At 42.1% G+C, this 19,650-nt stretch carries 21 protein-coding genes and 1 tRNA gene; 16 read left to right on the top strand and 6 right to left on the bottom strand.

What is annotated here, in order from left to right; all coding sequences use genetic code 11:
• The first annotated feature begins 97 nt into the window (after nucleotides 1-97).
• From murA to HMPREF1019_RS00890, 15 genes are all read left to right on the top strand, one after another.
• Nucleotides 98-1,366: a UDP-N-acetylglucosamine 1-carboxyvinyltransferase gene (gene murA / locus HMPREF1019_RS00960; protein WP_009293798.1), complete on the top strand. Its 1,269-nt coding sequence runs from the start codon at nucleotides 98-100 to the stop codon at nucleotides 1,364-1,366.
• A gap of 2 nt (nucleotides 1,367-1,368) precedes the next feature.
• Nucleotides 1,369-2,529 carry a molybdopterin molybdotransferase MoeA gene (locus HMPREF1019_RS00955; RefSeq protein WP_009293797.1) on the top strand — a complete coding sequence of 387 codons (1,161 nt, stop codon included), beginning with the start codon at nucleotides 1,369-1,371 and terminating at the stop codon, nucleotides 2,527-2,529.
• Nucleotides 2,530-2,579: 50 nt separating this feature from the next.
• Nucleotides 2,580-2,654: transfer RNA gene (locus tag HMPREF1019_RS00950), tRNA-Gly, on the top strand.
• A 65-nt stretch (nucleotides 2,655-2,719) separates the two neighbouring features.
• The gene (gene flgA, locus HMPREF1019_RS00945; protein ID WP_021089076.1) at nucleotides 2,720-3,526 is read left to right on the top strand and encodes a flagellar basal body P-ring formation chaperone FlgA; all 807 of its coding nucleotides are present in this window, start codon (nucleotides 2,720-2,722) and stop codon (nucleotides 3,524-3,526) included.
• The gene (locus HMPREF1019_RS00940) at nucleotides 3,523-4,074 is read left to right on the top strand and encodes a UbiX family flavin prenyltransferase (protein WP_009293796.1); all 552 of its coding nucleotides are present in this window, start codon (nucleotides 3,523-3,525) and stop codon (nucleotides 4,072-4,074) included. Before flgA ends, HMPREF1019_RS00940 begins: the two co-directional genes overlap by 4 nt.
• Nucleotides 4,071-4,541 (top strand): pantetheine-phosphate adenylyltransferase, encoded by a 471-nt coding sequence (coaD, locus tag HMPREF1019_RS00935; protein WP_009293795.1) that lies wholly within the window; start codon nucleotides 4,071-4,073, stop codon nucleotides 4,539-4,541. Before HMPREF1019_RS00940 ends, coaD begins: the two co-directional genes overlap by 4 nt.
• 1 nt (nucleotide 4,542) lies before the next feature.
• Nucleotides 4,543-5,130, top strand: a complete 588-nt coding sequence (gene tmk, locus HMPREF1019_RS00930) for a dTMP kinase (protein ID WP_009293794.1) — start codon at nucleotides 4,543-4,545, stop codon at nucleotides 5,128-5,130.
• A gap of 28 nt (nucleotides 5,131-5,158) precedes the next feature.
• A complete protein-coding gene (gene hisS / locus HMPREF1019_RS00925) occupies nucleotides 5,159-6,385 on the top strand; it encodes a histidine--tRNA ligase (RefSeq protein ID WP_009293793.1) in 1,227 nt (408 codons plus the stop codon).
• Nucleotides 6,382-8,217 carry a biosynthetic arginine decarboxylase gene (speA, locus tag HMPREF1019_RS00920; protein ID WP_009293792.1) on the top strand — a complete coding sequence of 612 codons (1,836 nt, stop codon included), beginning with the start codon at nucleotides 6,382-6,384 and terminating at the stop codon, nucleotides 8,215-8,217. Before hisS ends, speA begins: the two co-directional genes overlap by 4 nt.
• 11 nt (nucleotides 8,218-8,228) lie before the next feature.
• Nucleotides 8,229-9,407, top strand: a complete 1,179-nt coding sequence (locus HMPREF1019_RS00915) for a pyridoxal phosphate-dependent aminotransferase (RefSeq protein ID WP_009293791.1) — start codon at nucleotides 8,229-8,231, stop codon at nucleotides 9,405-9,407.
• Nucleotides 9,407-9,610 (top strand): sulfur carrier protein ThiS, encoded by a 204-nt coding sequence (gene thiS / locus HMPREF1019_RS00910; RefSeq protein WP_009293790.1) that lies wholly within the window; start codon nucleotides 9,407-9,409, stop codon nucleotides 9,608-9,610. The genes HMPREF1019_RS00915 and thiS overlap by 1 nt, the downstream gene beginning before the upstream one ends.
• Nucleotides 9,611-9,617: 7 nt before the next feature.
• A complete protein-coding gene (gene thiF, locus HMPREF1019_RS00905; protein WP_009293789.1) occupies nucleotides 9,618-10,469 on the top strand; it encodes a sulfur carrier protein ThiS adenylyltransferase ThiF in 852 nt (283 codons plus the stop codon).
• Entirely contained in the window at nucleotides 10,470-11,234 is a 765-nt protein-coding gene (locus HMPREF1019_RS00900; RefSeq protein ID WP_009293788.1) for a thiazole synthase, read from the top strand.
• Entirely contained in the window at nucleotides 11,234-12,388 is a 1,155-nt protein-coding gene (gene thiH / locus HMPREF1019_RS00895; RefSeq protein WP_009293787.1) for a 2-iminoacetate synthase ThiH, read from the top strand. Before HMPREF1019_RS00900 ends, thiH begins: the two co-directional genes overlap by 1 nt.
• Nucleotides 12,375-12,989, top strand: coding sequence for a thiamine phosphate synthase (locus tag HMPREF1019_RS00890; RefSeq protein ID WP_009293786.1), 615 nt, complete (start codon nucleotides 12,375-12,377; stop codon nucleotides 12,987-12,989). Before thiH ends, HMPREF1019_RS00890 begins: the two co-directional genes overlap by 14 nt.
• Before the next feature lie 36 nt (nucleotides 12,990-13,025).
• On the opposite strand, the gene HMPREF1019_RS10075 is transcribed toward HMPREF1019_RS00890, so the two are convergent.
• Nucleotides 13,026-13,280: a hypothetical protein gene (locus HMPREF1019_RS10075; protein WP_009293785.1), complete on the bottom strand. Its 255-nt coding sequence runs from the start codon at nucleotides 13,278-13,280 to the stop codon at nucleotides 13,026-13,028.
• 49 nt (nucleotides 13,281-13,329) lie between these two features.
• Here HMPREF1019_RS10075 and HMPREF1019_RS10070 point away from each other — a divergent pair, with 49 nt between their 5' ends.
• Nucleotides 13,330-13,485 carry a hypothetical protein gene (locus HMPREF1019_RS10070; RefSeq protein WP_187364899.1) on the top strand — a complete coding sequence of 52 codons (156 nt, stop codon included), beginning with the start codon at nucleotides 13,330-13,332 and terminating at the stop codon, nucleotides 13,483-13,485.
• Between the two features lie 108 nt (nucleotides 13,486-13,593).
• On the opposite strand, the gene mog is transcribed toward HMPREF1019_RS10070, so the two are convergent.
• The 5 genes from mog to aroB are packed head-to-tail and all read right to left on the bottom strand — an operon-like array spanning nucleotide 13,594 to nucleotide 19,647.
• Nucleotides 13,594-14,133, bottom strand: a complete 540-nt coding sequence (gene mog, locus HMPREF1019_RS00880; RefSeq protein ID WP_009293784.1) for a molybdopterin adenylyltransferase — start codon at nucleotides 14,131-14,133, stop codon at nucleotides 13,594-13,596.
• 13 nt (nucleotides 14,134-14,146) lie between these two features.
• Nucleotides 14,147-15,799 carry an ATP-dependent metallopeptidase FtsH/Yme1/Tma family protein gene (locus tag HMPREF1019_RS00875; protein WP_034901193.1) on the bottom strand — a complete coding sequence of 551 codons (1,653 nt, stop codon included), beginning with the start codon at nucleotides 15,797-15,799 and terminating at the stop codon, nucleotides 14,147-14,149.
• Nucleotides 15,786-17,024: a tRNA (N(6)-L-threonylcarbamoyladenosine(37)-C(2))-methylthiotransferase MtaB gene (gene mtaB, locus HMPREF1019_RS00870; RefSeq protein WP_009293782.1), complete on the bottom strand. Its 1,239-nt coding sequence runs from the start codon at nucleotides 17,022-17,024 to the stop codon at nucleotides 15,786-15,788. The genes HMPREF1019_RS00875 and mtaB overlap by 14 nt, the downstream gene beginning before the upstream one ends.
• Nucleotides 17,024-18,613, bottom strand: a complete 1,590-nt coding sequence (locus tag HMPREF1019_RS00865; RefSeq protein WP_009293781.1) for a mechanosensitive ion channel domain-containing protein — start codon at nucleotides 18,611-18,613, stop codon at nucleotides 17,024-17,026. The genes mtaB and HMPREF1019_RS00865 overlap by 1 nt, the downstream gene beginning before the upstream one ends.
• Nucleotides 18,610-19,647 (bottom strand): 3-dehydroquinate synthase, encoded by a 1,038-nt coding sequence (gene aroB / locus HMPREF1019_RS00860; RefSeq protein WP_009293780.1) that lies wholly within the window; start codon nucleotides 19,645-19,647, stop codon nucleotides 18,610-18,612. The genes HMPREF1019_RS00865 and aroB overlap by 4 nt, the downstream gene beginning before the upstream one ends.
• Between the last annotated feature and the right edge of the window lie 3 nt (nucleotides 19,648-19,650).

Below are 19,650 nucleotides of genomic sequence, written 5' to 3'. Positions count from 1 at the left end.
AAATGTAAATAAAGCGAAAATAGCGCCCTGTTTTCTTTACTCTAAGTTTAAAAACAATATAATCGGCAAAAAATATATTTTCTTAAGGCAAAAAATAATGATGCACTATCTAAAAATAGAAGGCAATGCCAAATTAAGCGGCGAAGTAAAGATCAGCGGAGCCAAAAATGCCGCCCTACCTATCATCGCCCTAACCCTACTTGCTAAAAATAAGATAAATTTAACAAATATCCCAAATGTCGCTGACATAAAGACGCTTTGCCAGTTGCTTGTTAATCTTGGAGCAAAGTGCGAATTTAAAGATGAAAACTCACTAAGTATCGACACGAGCAGCGTAAATTCGACCACGGCAAACTACGATATCGTTAGAAAGATGCGCGCTTCTATATTGACACTGGGTCCTCTTTTAGCGCGCTTTGGACACTGCGAAGTGAGCCTTCCTGGAGGCTGTGCGATCGGACAAAGACCTATTGATCTGCACCTAAGCGCACTTGAGAAAATGGGTGCAAATATCGAGATAAAGCAAGGCTACGTCGTCGCAACCGCACCAAATGGTCTAAAAGGCGCAAAGATAGTTTTTGATAAGATCACCGTAACTGGCAGCGAAAACATCATCATGGCAGCAGCGCTAGCGCACGGCACGACAGAGCTTTTTAACGTCGCGCTTGAGCCTGAAGTGGTGCAAATTTGTGAAATTTTGGCTAAAAGTGGTGTTAAGATCGAAGGCATAGGCACGAGCGAGCTAAAGATCACTGGTAGTGGTCAAAAACTACTTGAAATTTGCGATATCGAGGTTATCCCTGATAGGATCGAGGCTGGCACATACCTTTGCGCTGGAGCTATCACAAATAGCAAAATTTCAGTCACAAGGGCGAATGCTGCGCACATGACAGCCATTTTAAATAAATTTGAAGAGATGGGCTTTGGCATCGAAATAGACGGCGATAAGATCACGATTTTGCCGGCAAATGAGATAAAACCAGTTGAGATAAGAACGACTGAGTATCCAGGCTTTCCAACCGATATGCAGGCTCAGTTTATGGCGCTTTGTCTTGCAGCAAATGGCGTTAGCACGATAGATGAGAGGCTTTTTGAAAACCGCTTTATGCACGTTAGTGAGCTAGCTAGAATGGGCGCTGATATCCGGTTAAATGGTCACATCGCAAGCGTTTATGCCCCTGCAAATTTAAATGCAGCTGATGTCATGGCAACTGACCTTAGAGCAAGCTCAGCGCTGATACTAGCCGCTCTTATCGCAAATGGCGAGAGTTTGGTGCATAGAATTTATCACCTCGATAGAGGTTATGAGAGGCTGGAGGAGAAGTTTAAAAGCCTTGGGGCAAAGATAGTTAGGCTTGAGGAGTAAAAATGCTAGTAAATGACGCACTTGAGGCTTTAAAAGCTAAATTTAAACCAAAAAATGAGAGTGAAATTTTACCCATCAGCGAGGCTCTTGGTAAGACCTTGGCAAATGACATGATAGCCGTTAAAAACCTGCCCTGCTTTGATAACTCAGCGCTTGATGGCTTTGCTGTTAAATTTGATGAAAAAGATGAACCTTATAAGATAATCGCAAGTGCCTTTGCAGGCGATAAAGAGCAGCTAACTATCGGCAAAAACGAGTGCGTGAAGATAATGACTGGCGCAAAGATGCCAAAGGGCTCTGACACGGTCATGAGATTTGAAGATTGCGTCGTTGAGGGCGAGTTTGTAAAAGCGCCAGCTAAGCTTAAAAAAGGCGAGGCTTACCGCTTTAAAGGCGAAGAGACAAAGGTTGGTGAAATTTTACTAAAGAGTGGCGAAATTTTAAACACAAGAAGCGTGATGATGCTAGCGGCTCAGGGCATAAGCTTTATAGATGTGAAAAAGCAGCCTAGTGTTGGAATTTACTCAAGTGGAAATGAGATCATAGAGCCTTGGCAAAGAGCTAGCGAGGATGAAATTTACAATGCAAACGCACTTGGCATCACCGCACTTTTAAGCTCAATCAGTCAAAAAAGCTCATATCTTGGCATCATAAAAGATGAGTTAAATGCTGTAAAACAGGCATTTTTAAACGCTGCAAACTACGACATCGTTATCTGCTCTGGTGGAGCGAGCGCTGGTGAGGCTGACTTTATGAAGATAGCCCTAAGTGAGCTTAGATACAACGAAATTTTCTCGCACCTTGACATAAGACCTGGCAGACCTTGCAAGGCTTATGAAAAAGATGGCAGGCTTGTTTTTATCTTGCCTGGCAACCCCATGGCTGCCTATCTTTGCACGATGATGCTTGTTTTACCACTTCTAAAAAGCGAGTGTTTTGTGACACAAAAAGCTATAAATAGTGAAAATTTAAAGGTAAAATCGGGCAGAGCAAATGCGGTTTTTGGCAATGTAGCTGATGACAAATTTATAGCAACTGACGGCGGAAAATATGGCTCAGGCATGATAAATCATATATTAAAGAGTGATTTTGTGTTGATAACTAGTCCTGATCAAGGTGAAATTTTACAAAATAGTGAAATTTCGCTCATAAAACTTCCATAATCCTTGACAAATGAAAAACAATCTGATAAAATGCGGACTTCATTTTGATTGCGGGAATAGCTCAGGGGTAGAGCACAACCTTGCCAAGGTTGGGGTCGCGAGTTCGAATCTCGTTTCCCGCTCCATCTTTTTTATACTCATTTTTTTATTTTCCACAAAACTTTTTGCAAATGAAGTCAGCATCTATCCGATGTATTGCGTCGTCAATGATCAAATTTCACTTAGCACTTTTGGCTTTGAAGGCGAAGACAATGAAATTTTAAACCTAGAGGGCAAAAGAGCTGCCAAGATAGATAGTAAAAAACTCTATGAAATTCTAACAGCAAATTTTAAAACATATAATGACAAAAGCGGCGGAAGCGTAGCTTTTGTAAAAAACTGTTCTATCATGGATGAAATTCAGATGCAATTTCTAAGAGAGATCAGCAACGAGTACCCAGGCATCAGCGTGAGCGATCTTAGCATCAGTCCGCAAAACAAACTCCCAGCAAATTTCAAAGACTTAGTTTTTAAAAATATATTTTTAAACGATCAAAATAGCCAAAAAGGCGTCTTTAGAGCCTCATTTGAGGATGTTGATCTAAGTTTAAAAAGCCTTTATTTTAAATTTAGTTTTAACGCTAAAATGCCAGTTTTTATCGCTATAAATTCAATGAATACAAACCACATTTTAAGCTTGCTTGACTACCAACCAACGATGATAGAGTTTAGCAAATGGCCGCGTGACGCACTCTTTGGACTTAGCGCCTCAACTCTTGTCACAAAAGTGCAGATAAGAAGCGGTGAAATTTTAACCAAACGTCAGTTTAACGCCATTAGTTTAGTCAAAAAAGGTCAAATGCTAAATGCAGTTTTAAGCGAAGGTGGCGTCAAGATAATCGCCGAGGTAAAGGCGCTTGAAGATGGAAATTTAGGCGATATGATAAAGATAAGAACAAGAGAAAATAAAATTTTACAGGCCACGGTTTCAGGCAAAGATGAGGCAGTTATCAGATGAAAAAGGTAGTTTTTGCAGCCACTGGAGCAAGCGGGGCTGGGCTTTTTCTAAAGCTAGTAAATGCCGCCAAAGATAGTTGCGAGGCGCATGTCATAGTTAGTAAAAATGCCATGAAAGTTTTAGAAGCTGAAGAAAATTTGAGGCTAAATTTAGATGAACTTGGCGTAAAAATTTATGATGATCAAGACCTTAGCGCAGGTCCAGCTTCTGGCTCATTTGGTACGGATGCTATGATCATAGCGCCCTGCTCTACCAACACGCTAGCAAAGGTCGCAAACGGCATAAGCGACACGCTCATCACAAGGGCTGCAAGTGTCGCACTAAAAGAGAGGCAAACCCTAGTTTTGGGCGTTAGAGAGATGCCATTTTCTGCGATCGCACTCTCTCAGATGCAGCTGCTCTCATCTCTTGGAGCCATCATCGCACCGCCAGTTTTAGGCTACTACGCAGGCATAAAGAGCCTTCTTGATATGGAGCATTTCATCATCGGTAAGTGGCTTGATGCCTTAAAAATCGAAAATAATCTTTACAAAAGGTGGCAAATTTGAAAAAATCTTGCATCTATCCAGGGACATTTGACCCCATCACAAACGGCCATTTAGACGTTATCATAAGAGCTACAAAAATTTTTGACAAGGTAATCGTCGCAGTCGCAAAAAGTGATAGCAAACAGCCGATGTTCGCACATGAAAAGCGCATAGAGATGGCAAAAGAGGCAGTTTGTGAGCTAAAAAATGTAAGCGTTCTTGGCTTTGATAACTTGCTTGTTGATTTTGCTAAGTCGCACGGCATAAACACCGTCATCAGGGGGCTTCGCGCGGTTAGTGACTTTGAGTATGAGCTACAAATAGGCTACGCAAACGCTGCACTTTGGGACGAATTTGAGACGGTTTATCTTATGCCAAGCTTAAATAACGCCTTCATCTCAAGCTCGATCGTCCGCTCAGTCTTGCGCCACAACGGCGACGTGAGCAACCTAGTGCCAGCAAAAATTCTTAAAAATTTAAAGGCGTAAAATGTATGTTTTGTTTGAAGGCATTGACGGCGTTGGCAAGAGCACGCAGATAGAAATTTTAGCTTCTAAATTTAGTGATGCCATCGTCACAAAAGAGCCAGGCGGCACGCAGCTTGGTGTAAATTTACGTGAAATTTTACTAAGCTCAAGCATAAAAATAGGCAAAAGGGCTGAAATTTTACTTTTTTTAGCTGATAGGGCTGAGCATTTTGAAAAGCTAGTCGCTCCAAATTTAAGTAGGCTCATTTTAAGCGACAGAGGCTTTATCTCCGGCATCGCCTACGCTTTGGCAAATGATGAAAACTTAGATGAAAACGTGCTTTTAGAGCTTAATAAATTTGCACTAAATGATAAATTTGCAGATAAGATCATCTTTTTTGAAGCAAACCATGAGCTAATAAGTTCGCGCCTAAAAGCAAGAGGCACCAGCGATAAGATCGAGGCTCGCGGGCTAGAGTATCTTTTAAAAGTGCAAAGTTTGATGAAGCAAATTCTTATCAAAAATGGCTTTGAAACGCTTTTTATAGACGCATCTAAAAGCATAGAGCTAATTTCAAAAGAGATAGAAAATTTTATAAATTTTAAGTAAAATCACAAAAAATAAAAAGGATAATGTTATGATAACGGCACTTCGTGGCATGAAAGATATGCTTCCAGCTCGCGCAAAACTTTACGCACAGATAATCAAAACCTGCGAGGAAGTCGCAAAAAACTACGGATATGAGCAAATTTTGACCCCACACCTCGAGGAGACGGCGCTTTTTAAAAGAAGTGTCGGCGAGAGCAGTGACATCGTGGGCAAAGAGATGTATCAGTTTGAAGACAAAGGCGGAAACGACGTTTGCTTGCGTCCTGAGGGCACAGCTGGCGTGGTTAGAGCGTTTATCGAGGCAAAACTTGACAGGGCAAATGTGACAAAACGCTGCTTTTACCATGGCTCGATGTTTCGCTACGAGCGCCCACAAAAAGGCCGCTTAAGGGAGTTTCACCAGTTTGGCTGTGAGTGCTTTGGCGAGGGCAGCGTCTATGAGGATGCGAGCATTATCTTGATGGTGAGCGAAATTTTTAACAGACTAAATATAAAAACAACCCTAAAGATAAACTCGCTTGGCGACGAGAGCTCGATGAAGTCTTACAAAGCAAAGCTTGTTAAATTTTTAGATGAAAACGACAATAAAATTTGCGAAGACTGCAAAAGACGCAAGCTTTTAAACCCTATCCGCGTGCTTGACTGCAAGGTCGAGAGCTGCCAAGAAATTTACAAAAATGCTCCAGTTATCACTGATAGCCTAAGCGATGAAGCGCAGGCTGATTTTGCAAAACTGCAAGAAATTTTAACGGCAAATGGCGTTAAATTTGAGATAGATACCAAACTCGTTCGTGGGCTAGACTACTACTGCAAGACGGCGTTTGAGTTTATCAGCAACGAGATCGGCTCACAAAGTGCGGTTGCAGGTGGCGGCAGATACGACAGGCTCGTTGAATATCTTGGCGGTAGGGCCAGTTACGGCGTTGGCTTTGCGATGGGAGTTGAGAGGATAATGGAAATTTTAGGTGAAGCCCAGGATGAGCGAGACGGAGTTTATCTTTGCGCGCTTGATGCGGCAAATGTTGATTTTATCTATAATCTTGGCTCAAAACTTCGCAAAAAATATCAGGTTGAAATTTCTTATGAAGCCAAAAAACTCCAAAAACATCTGCAAAATGCTGACAATAAAAATGCAAAAATTTTCCTTTGCGTGGGCGAAAACGAGATGAAAGAGAATAAAATTTGGTATAAAAATTTAGAGACCAAAGACGAAAAAACGATAAATTTAGATGAGCTTGAAAAGGAGCTGGGATGAATGATTTTGGACTTAGCATTTGGGGCAATTCAAATTTTGTGATAGAAGATGGCAAAGTCTGCATAAACGAAGCTAGCAAGCCAGCGATCATCGACATCGTAAAAGAGATAAGAGACGATGGCTACAGAGGGCCGCTACTGCTTCGCTTTCCGCACCTTATCCAAAAGCAGATCGAGCAGATCCACGCAAGCTTTGCAAAGGCAAAGAAAGAGTTTGCCTACAAAGGCAGCTTTAACGCCGTTTTCCCGCTTAAGGTCAATCAATACCCTGGCTTTGTAAAAAACCTAGTTCGCCTTGGCAAGCCCTATAACTACGGCCTTGAGGCTGGTAGTAAGGCTGAGCTACTTCTAACTATGGCTTATAACAACGACAAAGCGCCTATAACAGTAAATGGCTTTAAAGATAAAGAGATGATAAACATAGGCTTTATCGCTGCTGAGATGGGGCATAATATCACGCTAACGATCGAGGGCTTAAACGAACTTGAAGCGATAATCGCCATCGCAAAAGAGCGCTTTAAGCCAAAACCAAAGATCGGACTTAGGGTAAGACTGCACTCGACAGGCTCAGGACTCTGGGCAAAAAGTGGAGGTATACACTCTAAATTTGGACTAACATCAACCGAGCTAATAGAAGCTGTAAAGATGCTAAAAAAGGCAAATTTACTTGAAAACTTCACGATGATACACTTTCACATAGGCTCTCAAATAAGCGAGATCCATCCGCTCAAAAAAGCACTCATTGAGGCTGGCAACATCTATGCTGAGCTTAGAAAAATGGGCGCTTCAAATTTAAAAGCAATAAATTTAGGCGGCGGCCTTGCGATCGAGTACTCGCAGTTTAAAGAGGAGAGCAGCAGAAACTATACGCTAAACGAATATGCAAACGACGTTGTTTATATGCTTAAAACCATAAGCGAGCAAAAAAAGGAGATCGAGCCAGATATTTTCATAGAGTCAGGTCGCTACATCGCCGCTTCTCACGCACTTTTGGTTGCTCCTGTGCTTGAGCTATTTTCTCAAGAATACACCGAAGAGAAGCTAAATTTAAAGAAAAATAATCCAAATTTGATAACCGAGCTAGTTGATCTTTACAAGTCAATCAAGCCTTCAAACGCCCTAGAGTACCTGCACGACGCCATCCACCACACTGAGAGCATCCTCACGCTTTTTGATCTAGGCTATGTCGATCTGCAAGATAGATCAAACGCAGAGGTGCTTTTAAGGCTCATTAGCAAAAAGGCTGTCGTGATGCTTGGCAACAAGAGCAACTCAAGCGATCTAACTAAAATTCAAAAAGAGGTTCAAGAGAGATACCTGCTAAATTTCTCTATTTTCCAAAGCTTGCCAGACTTTTGGGGGCTAAAGCAAAATTTCCCTATCATGCCACTTGACAGGCTCGATGAGCGCCCTACCCTGCCAGCTTCGATCTGGGATATCACATGCGATAGCGACGGCGAGATCAGCTATGATGACGAGAAAAATCCGCTACTTTTGCACGACGTGGATGTGGAAAAGGAGGATTATTTCTTGGGATTTTTCCTAGTTGGCGCATATCAAGAGGTGATCGGCATGAAGCACAACCTCTTTACTCATCCAACAGAAGCTACCGTGGAGATAACAAGCGATGGCTATAAGATTACAAATTTACTAGAGAGCCAGTCGATCCTTGATATCATGGAGGACATGGACTACGATATCTACGAGATCCAAGACACTCTAAATGAGCGCTTGGAGAAATCAACTCTGATAAACGAAACACAAAAGAAGCAAATTTTGGGCGAACTTTATCTATTTTTAAATGATAATAGCTACTTAAAGACAATCAACTAAAAAGGACGAAAATGCAACTAGCAAACAGAATGCAAACATTAAGCGAATCAATCACAATCGCGATCAGTACAAAGGCCAAAGAGATGAAGGCTGCTGGCATCGACGTGATCTCACTTTCAGCTGGTGAGCCTGACTTTATGACTCCAAAAAAGATAAGAGAAACTGTAAAAAACGCACTTGATAACGATAGCAAAAGTGGCAAATACACGCCAGTGCCGGGCTTGCCTGAGGTGATAGACGCCATTAGAGCAAAGCTAAAAAGAGATAACGGACTTGACTACAAAGCAAATCAAATCGTCACAAACATCGGCGCAAAACACTCACTTTTTAATGTATTTCAAGCGCTTATCAACCCAGGTGACGAGGTCATCATCCCATCTCCATACTGGGTGAGCTACCCTGAGATAGTTAAATTTTGTGGTGGCGTGCCTGTCTTTATTGAAGCAGACGAGAGCACAAATTTCAAAGTCACAGCCGAGCAGCTAAAAAAAGCGATCACTCCAAAAACAAAGGTCTTTTCACTAAATCACCCTACAAACCCAACTGGAGCTGTATATACAAAAGATGAGATCGCGGCATTTGGCGAGGTTTTAAAGGACACTGACATCATCATCACAAGTGATGAAATTTATGAAAAAGTGATCTACGGCAAGAAATTTCACGCAGTAGCCTCTGTAAGTGAGGATCTTTTTAAAAGAACGGTCACGATAAATGGCCTAAGCAAGTGTGGCGCGATGCCTGGCTGGAGATTTGGCTATATCGCAAGCTCGATGGACTGGCTAATTGCTGGTATCAAAAAGCTTCAAAGCCAAAGCACAAGCAACATTAGCTCGATCGTGCAAATAGGCGCTATCCCATCACTTCTTGGCGAAACTGACGAAGACATCGAAAATATGAGAAAAGAGTATGAAAGAAGACGCGACGTGGCAGTTGAGATGATAAATGCTATCCCTGGGCTAAGCGTAGTTAAGCCTGATGGCGCGTTTTATCTATTTGTAAAATGCAAAGAGGTAGATAGTGACTCGCTTAGATTTTGCAAAAAGATGCTTGAAGAGGCGAACGTAGCAACCGTGCCAGGAGTTGGCTTTGGTATGGAGGGATACTTTAGAATTTCTTTTGCGACAGACATCGAGAGCATAAAAAAAGCGATCGAGAGGATCGCAAATTTTGTAAAAAGCTACAAAATTTAATGATCAAATTTAGAGTAAATGGCAAAATTTTCGAGCTTGAAAACGATATAAATGTTTATGATTTTTTAGCTCAAAATGGCTATGAGATTAAATTTATAGCCCTTGAGCGAGACGGAGAAATTTTGCCAAAAAAGCTTTGGCGTGAGTGCTTCATGAGTGAGGGCAAAGCTTATGAGATCGTCACTTTAGTTGGCGGTGGATGAGGAGAAAATGATAGAGATAGTATTAAATGGCGCAAAATTTAAGGTGCCAGTAAAAAGCCTTGGCGAGCTAAAAGAGCTTGCGCTTGGCGATAAAGAGAGTGAAATTTATAAATTTTTAGAGAAATTTAACGCGACAAAGCCAGATATTTTTATCGTTGATGGCTTTGCCATAAAAGAAGATAGCGAGCTAAAAGATGGCTCAAACGTCGTATTTATAAGGCGCGGCGTAATGCCTGAGCGTGAAGTTTTACGCGCGATGATCGCCTCACGAAACAGCCCTGAGCTAAATTTAGCCCTAAGTAAAGCCGTGATCGGCGTGGCTGGACTTGGCGGTCTTGGCTCAAATATTGCGCTAAGTCTTGCAAGAGTTGGCGTAAAAAAGCTAGTGCTTGCCGACTTTGACGTCGTTGAGCCAAGTAATTTAAACCGCCAGCAGTATTTCGTCCGCCACATCGGCTTAAAAAAGACGCAGGCGCTTAAAGAGCTGATAAATGACGTCAATCCCTTTGTCAAGGTCGAAACTCACGATATATTTTTAGATGAAAAAAACGTGGCTAGCGTCTTTGGTGAGTGCGAAATTTTATGCGAGGCCTTTGATAATGTCGCTGGCAAGGCGATGATACTAAACGAAGCTGGAGCTAGCTTAAAAGAGAAAAAGATCATCGGCGCCTCTGGCATGGCAGGATACTTTAGCTCAAATCTCATAAAAACCATAAAATTTGCCAAAAATGTCTATCTTTGCGGCGACCTCACAAACGAGGCGAAGATCGGTCAAGGGCTCATGGCGCCACGCGTCGCAGTCTGCGCAAATCACGAGGCAAATTTGGCCATTAGACTACTTATGGGCTTGGAGGCGTAAGTGCAAAGTGATAGTTTGATCCTTGGCGGCAAGGAATTTCAGAGCCGCTTTATCCTTGGCTCTGGCAAGTACTCGCACGAGCTCATCGACTCAGCCGTAAACGAGGCTGGCGCGCAGATCCTAACCCTTGCTCTTAGGCGCATAAACGAGAGCAAAGAGCGAAATATACTTGATTTTATCCCAAAAGGCGTGACGCTTTTGCCAAACACAAGTGGCGCTAGAAACGCTAAAGAGGCCGTTCGTATCGCCCAGCTCGCACGTGAGCTTGGATGTGGCGAGCTTGTTAAGATAGAGATCATAACTGACTCTAAATTTCTCTTTCCAGACAACGCTGAAACCATAAAAGCGTGCGAAGCCTTGGCAAATGACGGCTTTGTGCCAATGCCATATATGTTTCCTGATCTAAATGCCGCAAGAGCGATGCTAAGCGCAGGGGCAAGCTGCATCATGCCTCTGGCTGCGCCCATTGGCTCAAACCAAGGGCTAGTTTTTAAAGATATCATTGAAATTTTAATAAACGAGCTTGATACGCAGATCATAGTTGATGCTGGCATCGGCAGGCCATCACAAGCGTGCGAAGCGATGGAGATGGGAGCGGCTGCGATCATGGCAAACACAGCCATCGCCTCATCAAAAAATATCCCACTCATGGCAAGAGCCTTTAAAGAGGCGATCATCGCTGGTCGCAACGCCTATCTAGCAGGGCTTGGCGCAAAGAGCAAAAGCGCAAATGCCTCATCTCCGCTCACTGGATTTTTAGACTGATGAAATTTACAAGAACCGATCACATGCAGCTACTACCTCACATGCAGGATGTTGGCAGCGACATTATGGATGAAATTTTAAAAGAGCGAGCTAGCTATAAACCTGAAAATTACAGCGAAGCGGACGTAAAGGCAGCTCTTAATGCAAAGCACTGCTCGCTTGAAAATTTAAAAGCCCTACTCTCGCCTGCTGCAGCACCATTTTTAGAGCCAATAGCCAAACTCGCTCAGGCAAAGACAAGGGCAAATTTTGGCTCAAACATCACGCTTTTTACCCCACTTTACATAGCAAACTACTGCGATAATCTCTGCGTTTATTGCGGTTTTAACGCTAAAAATAATATAAAAAGGGCAAAGCTAAGTGACGAGGAGATCACAAGAGAGTTAAGAGAAATTTCAAAGAGCGGTTTAGAAGAAATTTTGATCCTAACTGGCGAGAGCGAGACAAACTCAAGTGTCACTTACATCGCAAATGCCTGCGCTTTGGCAAAGAAGATTTTTAAAGTCGTTGGGGTTGAAATTTACCCGCTAAACTCTGAGGGCTACGCCATACTTCACAAAAGCGGCGCAGACTACGTGACCGTCTTTCAAGAGACCTACAATCCCACAAAATACGAAAAAATCCACCTTGGTGGCAATAAAAGAATTTTCCCATATCGCTTAAATGCGCAAGAGCGAGCGCTTCTTGGAGGCATGAGAGGAGTTGGCTTTGCCGCACTTCTTGGCATAGATGACTTTAGGCTTGATGCCTTCGCGACAGCACTTCACGCAAGCTTAGTTCAAAAAAAGTATCCGCACGCAGAGATCGCATTTTCATGCCCAAGACTTCGCCCTATCATCAACAACGACCGCATCAATCCACGCGACGTGGGCGAGCGCGAGCTTTTACAAGTGATCTGCGCTTATAGAATTTTTATGCCAACAGCTAGCATAACGATCTCAACCAGAGAAAAGGCGAAATTTCGCGACAACGCCGTAAAGATCGCCGCAAACAAGATAAGCGCTGGCGTAAAAGTGAGTATCGGCGCTCACGGCGAAGAGAAAAAGGGCGACGAGCAGTTTGAGATAAGCGATAGCAGAAGCGTGGACGAGATCAAGGCTATAATAAAAGCAAACGGACTAGAGCCCTTGATGAGCGAATATGTCTATGTTTAAAATTCTCTGCGTGGCCGACTTTGAAAGCTATGAGGGTGATGACTTTTTAAAGAGGATAGAGCTACTTTGCAAGGCTGGCGTGGATGAAATTTTGCTTCGAGCAAAGGGGCTAAGCGAGGCTCATTTTTACGATCTTGCTAGGGTTGTGGCTCAAATTTGTGAAAACTACCGCAAGAAATTTATCATTAATCAATTTTTTGACGTAGCATGCAAGCTAAAGAGCGACTTTTGGCTCACTTCGGCGCAGCTTGATTTTTTTAAAAATCACGGCGTTTTTTTGGATGAATTTAGAAAAACAGCTAAAATTTACGCCCCAGCTCACGACCTAGAGCAGGCTAAAATTTCAGCCTCTATCGCCGATGTGCTCGTTGCTTCTCATATATTTGCCACCTCTTGTAAGGCGGGTTTAGAGCCAAAAGGGCTAAATTTTATAAGTGAGATAAAAAGCTTAGACAAAGAAATTTACGCACTTGGCGGACTAGACAGTGGGAACTACAAAGAGGCCATAAAAGCTGGCGCAAACGGCATTTGCTTCATGAGCCTAGCAATGAGCGGCGATCTGGAGCTTATAAAAAAGATAATAGATAGCAAAAACGGCTAAATTTAGTATAAATTACATAAAATAATACATAAAATTTTACTCATTTTTGCTAGCGATATATGTTTTTATATCAAATATAAGTAGCGTCACAAGCGATGGCAGCATATAGGAGTTTAGCACTAAAAGCAGCGACTTTGTCAAATTTGACTTTATTAAAGTCTCTATGCCAAAGCTGCTGTTGTAGTTAAAAAAATATAGCAAGGCAAACTCGCTAACAAGAACTATGCGAGTGATCTTTAGCAAGATGTCATTTCCCAGTCTTGCAAATTTATCATCAACCACAAGCGACAAAGTGATCCAGCCAAGCAGCTAAATTGAGCAGGCTAAAGCATAAACAGTAATGCTTTCATCAAATTTTTCAAGTAGTAAAAATACCAAAGGTTGCAAAAATACAAGGCTAGTGATAAACCAAAGAAGTGAGCTAAAGGCTAGCAGGCAAACACAGCCAAAGATAGAAATGGCAGAGATAAAGCCAAAAACCTCTAACCCAAGATAGTAGGCCAGCGCATAGGATAAAAAAGAAAAAAAGCCAAATTTTAATAACAAGCCGCCACCTATTTGCAAAGGCGGTGGCTTTTAAATTTAGGCTATCTGTCAAACTCATTTACGAGATTTTCTTTTGTTTTGGACGGAAAACTTTCATCACGTTTTCATCAGTCTCGATAAATGCGCCCTCTATAAGATCAATGCAGTATGGCACCGCTGGAAATACCGGCTCCAAGCACTCTTTTATCGCTTTTGGCTGACCTGGTAAATTTATGATTAGCGCGTGGCCTCTTATGCCTGCTGTTTGGCGTGATAGGATCGCAGTTGGGACGTATTTTAAGCTCGCAGCTCTCATAAGCTCGCCAAAGCCTGGCATCATCTTCTCGCAAACTGCCTCAGTGGCCTCTGGAGTGACGTCTCTTACAGCTGGTCCTGTGCCTCCAGTCGTTAGCACAAGGTCGCATCCTAGCACGTCTATCATATGTACGAGCCTCTCTTTTATGAGATCAAGCTCATCAGGGATCACCTCGTAAAAATACTCTCTCTCGCTTACTATCCAGCCATCAAGCACCTCTTTGATCGCTGGGCCTGATTTGTCCTCGTATGTGCCCTCACTTGCGCGATCGGACATAGTTAGAATTCCTATTTTTGCTTTCATTTTTTCTCCTTTATTAGTAGTTTTCGTTTAAAATTTTAGCAAGCGTCTCTTTATCTACGCTCTCATAAGCAAGCAGATATGAGCTTATCCTTGCGATCTGCTCGTTCGTGCCCTTTAAAAAGGACATTATCTCATCTTTTGCTTGTTTTAAAATTTCTTCCACATCGTTTGGATTTGGCACGAAAGAATTTCCCATGCCATACTCATAAACCATCTTTGAGGCGATCTCTTTTGCTAAATTTAGATCGTTGCTTGAGTTTGAAAAGATATCGTTCTCATCTATCTCGAGCTTGCACATGCCAGAGATTAAAACCTTTATTCGTGAGAGCATCTGCGACTTTGACTCGATCTCTTGCTCAGTCGCCATAAAGCGGTCTTCAATGAGCGAAATTTTTTCAAATTTCACATCAAACCAGTAAGCACTTAGCGCCTTTGCACCTTGGTAGATGGCTTGAATTTTCTTCTCGCTCTCGCTGTAGCTTAACACCTTTTTCTTGCCGAGCAAGACCTTGTTTAAAACAGCCTCAAAATCCCTCATCCTAAGCACGCTTTCGCCGTTTCTTAGGGCATTTATCGCTGCTTCATTTACAAGCGTGCTAAGTGCCGCACCAGAAAAGCCAACGCTCATCCTAGCGATATCCTCGGCTGACACTTCGCAGTTTTTATCTCTTAGATATGTGTTTAGGATCGCCACCCTGTCGTTAAAATCAGGCATTGATAAAAATATACGCCTATCAAAACGCCCTGATCTAAGTAGCGCCTCGTCGATCATCTCGATCCTATTTGTTGCGGCTATGACGATGACGCCTGAGTTATCCTCAAAGCCGTCCATCTCGGTTAGTAGCTGATTTAGCGTGGCTTCTCGCTCGTCGTTTCTAGTGCCACCCCTGCTCTTGCCAACGGCGTCTATCTCGTCGATAAAGATGATTGATGGTGCGTAGGATTTGGCTCTGCTAAAGAGCTCTCTAACTCTTTTTGCGCCCATGCCGACGTAAATTTGCACAAAGCTTGCGCCATTTTGGTAAAAAAACGGCACATTTGCCTCGCCAGCGACTGCCTTTGCCACAAGCGTCTTGCCAACGCCTGGAGGGCCGATCATTAGCACGCCTTTTGGCATTTTGATACCAAAATTTCTATATTTTTGTGGATTTTTAAGAAAATCAACTATCTCACTAAGCTCGCTTTTGACCTCGCTAATGCCCGCTACATCGCTAAATCTCACGTTTGAGATGACTGGCATCGCATTTTGATTTAGCACGCTTTCTATCTCAAAAGCGCCGTCTTTTTTGCTTAAAAGGCTCTCCTCTTTTTTCTTGATAGCCCTAAAAATATATGCATACCAAAGTACAAGACAAACAAAGATGATGCTTCCCCAAACCATGCCAGGCGTGATATACTGCACGCTTCGCTCGACTGGGACCTTTTTGATAAGCTCTTTTATGTCTATGCCCTCTTTTATGATGGCAAAGCGGTTATTTTGCGCATAGAGGATAACCTCATCTTCGTCGATGACCGCTTTATCGATGAAATTTCCATCCATTAGCTGCAGATATTGCGAGTAGGTGATGTTTCGTGGTTCTTTGCTCACAGCAAAAAGTAGCGCTATTATCAGAGCCATAGCGGCTATTATCAGGATATTTTTCTTGTTAAATTTAAATTTTTGCATAATTGGCATCTGGCTTAATTTCATATTCGCTTACCTCCAACCACTCTTTTGTTATGTCGTTTTGACTAGAAATTTTAGCTTTGTTGTAAAACTGATCAAAGCCCTCGTAAAAGTCGCCGTTTTTTTGCTCGACTAAAATTTTTAAAGTCTCATTTTGTTTTTTTCTAAAATTTTCATTGTTTGTAAAAGCAATGCCTTGTAAAACTTTCAGCCTTGCCTTTGCCACATCGCCACTTACATCGCTTTTTAGCGTTGCTGAGTGCGTATCACGCCTAGGCGAATAGACAAAAGCGTGCAAATGCGTGATAGGAAATTTCTTGAAATTTTCCACCGCTTCTGCCCAAATTTCTTCACTCTCACCTGGATGACCCACGATATAGTCAGTCCCTAAAGCAAAACCAAGGGAGCTAAGCTCATTAAAAAGCTCTAAGTCGCTAAATGCGTTGTTTCGCCTGCGCATGATCTTCAGCATCGCCTCGCTAGTGTGCTGAAGTGCGATGTGAAGATGACGCTCCAGCCATTCCTCTTTTAAAATTTCTCTAAAGCTCTCATCTATCTGGCTTGGCTCGATACTGCCAAGTCTTATGCGTCTGATGCCTGAAATTTTGCCTAAATTTGCTAGCAATTTGCCAAGAGAGCTATTTGTATCTTTGCCGTAGCTGCCTATGTTTGTGCCAGTTAGAACGAGCTCATTATAGCCATTTTGAGCTAAAATTCTAGCTTCTTTTAGTATCATTGCCTCATCCATGCTCCTAGCTCTGCCGCGCACTGATGGGATGATGCAGTAGCTACAGTTAAAGTTGCAGCCTTCTTGAATTTTTATAAAGGCCTTTGTGTGATTTTCGTAGTTTGTGACGATGTTTTTATCGACTGAGTTTAAATTTCCAAGCTCAAAAAATGGCTTTTCTTGTTTTAAAAGCTCGTTTAGATCGCTCTTTTTACTAGCTCCTAGCACGCCAAAAACGCCGCTTGCAAACAGCTCTTTGCCCTTGCTAACTGCGCCACACCCTGTTAGTATAACCTTTGCGCCACGTCTTTTTACGCCGTTTATATAGTTTCTAACGCCGCTATCAGCCGAGTTTGTCACGGTGCATGAGTTTATCACGACGATATCAGCGACCTCTTCGTCATTTGTGATCTCGTAGTCTTTGATGTAGCTCTTTAAAAGCTCGGTGTCATAGATGTTTGTGCGGCATCCAAATGTTTTAAAAAATATCTTTTGCATTAGATATTTTCGCCCTCTTGCTCGGCGTGAGCTACGTGATCGCTTGGCGTTTCTTTTTTACCTATAAACATAGTTTGTGTTGGGTAAGCTATCTTTATATCATCGTGAGCCAAAAATGCCTCAATTATCTCAGCGCTTATCGTGCTTCTAAGAGCGAGTGTGGCGTATGAGTTTGACATAAACCAGCATGAGATATTTATACCGTAAGGCTCAAAAAATGTATAAATTCTTGGCTCTACGTTTGGATTTTTGATGCTGTACTGGCTTCTTAGCTTGTTCATCTGACGTTTTGCGATGTCAGTGTAGCCTTTTGAATATTTTTTTACTATATTTTTTGCTAGATAGGCGGCCTTTTTGTGATTACTATCAAAGCTTATCACGACATCTATGCCGTCCCAAACGGTCTTCATGCCGTAGTGTGAGTAGTTTGCGATGAGGTCTGTAAAGATGTAGTTATTTGGCACAAAAATAATCCTACCTGCACGGCGGTTTGTCTTATAGGTCGAGTAGCTAACGTCTTCAAAAACAGTTAAGCGAAGCAGCGAAATGTCTATCACATCGCCCACAAATTCGCTACCGTCGTGATAGACCCTGACGCGATCTCCCACGTGGATCGTGCCACCAAACATGATAACCATCCAGCCAAGCATACTCATAAACATATCTTTCATCGCGATGGCAATACCAGCTGAGGCAAAACCTAGCACGGTTACTAGATATGTGACGTTTTCGATGTATGAAAAGAGCAAAATTATGATGATAACGGTGATGTTTAGTACGTTTAAGAATTTATTGACCGTGTAAAATCTCTCGTTATCCGTGATTGTTCTTTTAACGATAAATTTAGCGATAAATGTTAGTCCGATCGTTAAAAGGATGACGATGGCTGTGTAGCCCATGCTTAAAAACTGAGCCTTGATGTCAGATGTCGTCATATTTACCGCTTCATCTGCCCTTTTTTCATAGACGCTATAAGTGGTATCAGCGATCTGTTTTGCCGCTTTGAAGTCGCCTATCTCTTGCTTTGCAAGGTTTAGACTTGCTCTATTTTGCTCGCTGTCATCTATCAAATTTAGCCTATTTAGCAAATTCTCTTTTGCTTCAAGCTTCTCAAGCAAGGTGTCAAGCTCTTTGATGTGCCTTTGGTACTCGATCTTGTCGCTTCTTATCTTTTTGATGTATGAAAAGCCAGATACTAGCGCCACTGGGCTATTTATCCTAGGTGGTGTCTCCATTTCTGGGGCTGCTAGCATATTTGAAAATGGCGTTTTCTCATACTCTTTTAGCAAATTTATCTGCTCTTTTAGGGTTTGACTTCTCTTTATGAGATCGCCACCTCTTTTTGAGCCTTTATCGAGCTTTTTAAGCTCATTTTCATTTTGCTCTAGCTCATCAAGAAGCTTTTGATAGGTGTTGTAGTTGGCGTATCTTGTGATCCAGATGTTGTTTTTTAGGGAGTTATCTAAGTTTGAAATTTCTTTTATAAGCTCGCTATTTTGTAAATTTTGTGAGACATTTTGCTCAAGCGTGGCGTTCTCTTCAGCGTAAAGTGCAAAGCAAACAACTAAAAAAACTAGGATCTTTTTCATTTAAATTCTCTCAAAGTTTCTAAAACGTCCTCTTTTTTGACGTCATTTTTGATGAACGCACTGCCGATTTTATCTGCGATTATGAAATTTATCTTATCACCTTTTGTCTTTTTATCCATAAAAAACGCCTCGTAAAATGCATATTCATTTTCTATTTTATAGCTTACAGGCAGATCAAATTTCACCAATACCTGCCTTATCTCCTCTGCCTGCGCCTCGCTCATGAGACCCAGTCTAACGCTTAGGCGATTTGCCATATTCATACCTATCGCCACCGCTTCGCCGTGTAAAAATTCTTTGTAGTTTGTCTCGTTTTCGATGACGTGAGCAAAGGTATGACCGTAGTTTAGGATGGCTCTTAGCCCATTTTCTTTCTCATCTTGCTCGACCACTCTAGCCTTTAAATTTATTGATTTTTCAACTAGCTTTGCTAAGTTTTCATCGTCTAAATTTATGCTCTTTAGCCAGTTAAACATCTCTTTATCAAATGTCACAGCCATCTTTAAAGCCTCTGCCACGCCAGCTGCAAATTCTCTCTTTGGTAATGTTTTTAAGAAATTTATCTCACAAAAAACTGCCTTTGGCTGATAAAATGAGCCTATTAAGTTTTTGCCAAATTTGTTATTTACGCCTGTTTTTCCACCCACACTAGCATCAACTTGCGCTAAAAGCGTGGTTGGGATATTAATGAAGTTTATCCCTCTTTCATATATGCTTGCCGCAAAGCCAGTCATATCGCTGATGACGCCACCGCCAAGAGCTATGAGCGTAGATGAGCGGTCAAATTTACTAACAAAAAGCTGCTCTAAAATTTGCTCTATCGTTGTTAAGTTTTTATACTCCTCGCCGTCTGGCACGCTTATGATAAATTTCTCATCGCACTTTAAAACGCTAAGTAGCTTTTCAAGGTGAAGCCCCGCCACTTTGGCGTTTGTGACGATGCCGACCTTGCCCTTTAGCTCTAATCTCTCAAGTTCGTTTATATAAATTTTATAGCTTGACGCCTTTTCCTTAAGGTTTAAATTTATCTGCATTTT

The sequence above is a fragment of the Campylobacter sp. 10_1_50 genome, from assembly GCF_000238755.1.
Taxonomy (GTDB): Bacteria; Campylobacterota; Campylobacteria; order Campylobacterales; family Campylobacteraceae; genus Campylobacter_A; species Campylobacter_A concisus_R.
The sequence above is the reverse complement of the archived record's forward strand: the minus strand, read 5'-3'. Positions and strand labels throughout refer to the sequence as shown.

Coding starts and splice junctions, on each gene's coding strand:
- murA (WP_009293798.1), top strand. CDS start 98: ATGATGCACTATCTAAAAATAGAAGGCAATGCCAAATTAAGCGGCGAA.
- HMPREF1019_RS00955 (WP_009293797.1), top strand. CDS start 1,369: ATGCTAGTAAATGACGCACTTGAGGCTTTAAAAGCTAAATTTAAACCA.
- flgA (WP_021089076.1), top strand. CDS start 2,720: ATGTATTGCGTCGTCAATGATCAAATTTCACTTAGCACTTTTGGCTTT.
- HMPREF1019_RS00940 (WP_009293796.1), top strand. CDS start 3,523: ATGAAAAAGGTAGTTTTTGCAGCCACTGGAGCAAGCGGGGCTGGGCTT.
- tmk (WP_009293794.1), top strand. CDS start 4,543: ATGTATGTTTTGTTTGAAGGCATTGACGGCGTTGGCAAGAGCACGCAG.
- hisS (WP_009293793.1), top strand. CDS start 5,159: ATGATAACGGCACTTCGTGGCATGAAAGATATGCTTCCAGCTCGCGCA.
- speA (WP_009293792.1), top strand. CDS start 6,382: ATGAATGATTTTGGACTTAGCATTTGGGGCAATTCAAATTTTGTGATA.
- HMPREF1019_RS00915 (WP_009293791.1), top strand. CDS start 8,229: ATGCAACTAGCAAACAGAATGCAAACATTAAGCGAATCAATCACAATC.
- thiS (WP_009293790.1), top strand. CDS start 9,407: ATGATCAAATTTAGAGTAAATGGCAAAATTTTCGAGCTTGAAAACGAT.
- thiF (WP_009293789.1), top strand. CDS start 9,618: ATGATAGAGATAGTATTAAATGGCGCAAAATTTAAGGTGCCAGTAAAA.
- thiH (WP_009293787.1), top strand. CDS start 11,234: ATGAAATTTACAAGAACCGATCACATGCAGCTACTACCTCACATGCAG.
- HMPREF1019_RS00890 (WP_009293786.1), top strand. CDS start 12,375: ATGTCTATGTTTAAAATTCTCTGCGTGGCCGACTTTGAAAGCTATGAG.
- HMPREF1019_RS10070 (WP_187364899.1), top strand. CDS start 13,330: ATGCTTTCATCAAATTTTTCAAGTAGTAAAAATACCAAAGGTTGCAAA.
- mog (WP_009293784.1), bottom strand. CDS start 14,133: ATGAAAGCAAAAATAGGAATTCTAACTATGTCCGATCGCGCAAGTGAG.
- HMPREF1019_RS00875 (WP_034901193.1), bottom strand. CDS start 15,799: ATGCAAAAATTTAAATTTAACAAGAAAAATATCCTGATAATAGCCGCT.
- mtaB (WP_009293782.1), bottom strand. CDS start 17,024: ATGCAAAAGATATTTTTTAAAACATTTGGATGCCGCACAAACATCTAT.
- HMPREF1019_RS00865 (WP_009293781.1), bottom strand. CDS start 18,613: ATGAAAAAGATCCTAGTTTTTTTAGTTGTTTGCTTTGCACTTTACGCT.
- aroB (WP_009293780.1), bottom strand. CDS start 19,647: ATGCAGATAAATTTAAACCTTAAGGAAAAGGCGTCAAGCTATAAAATT.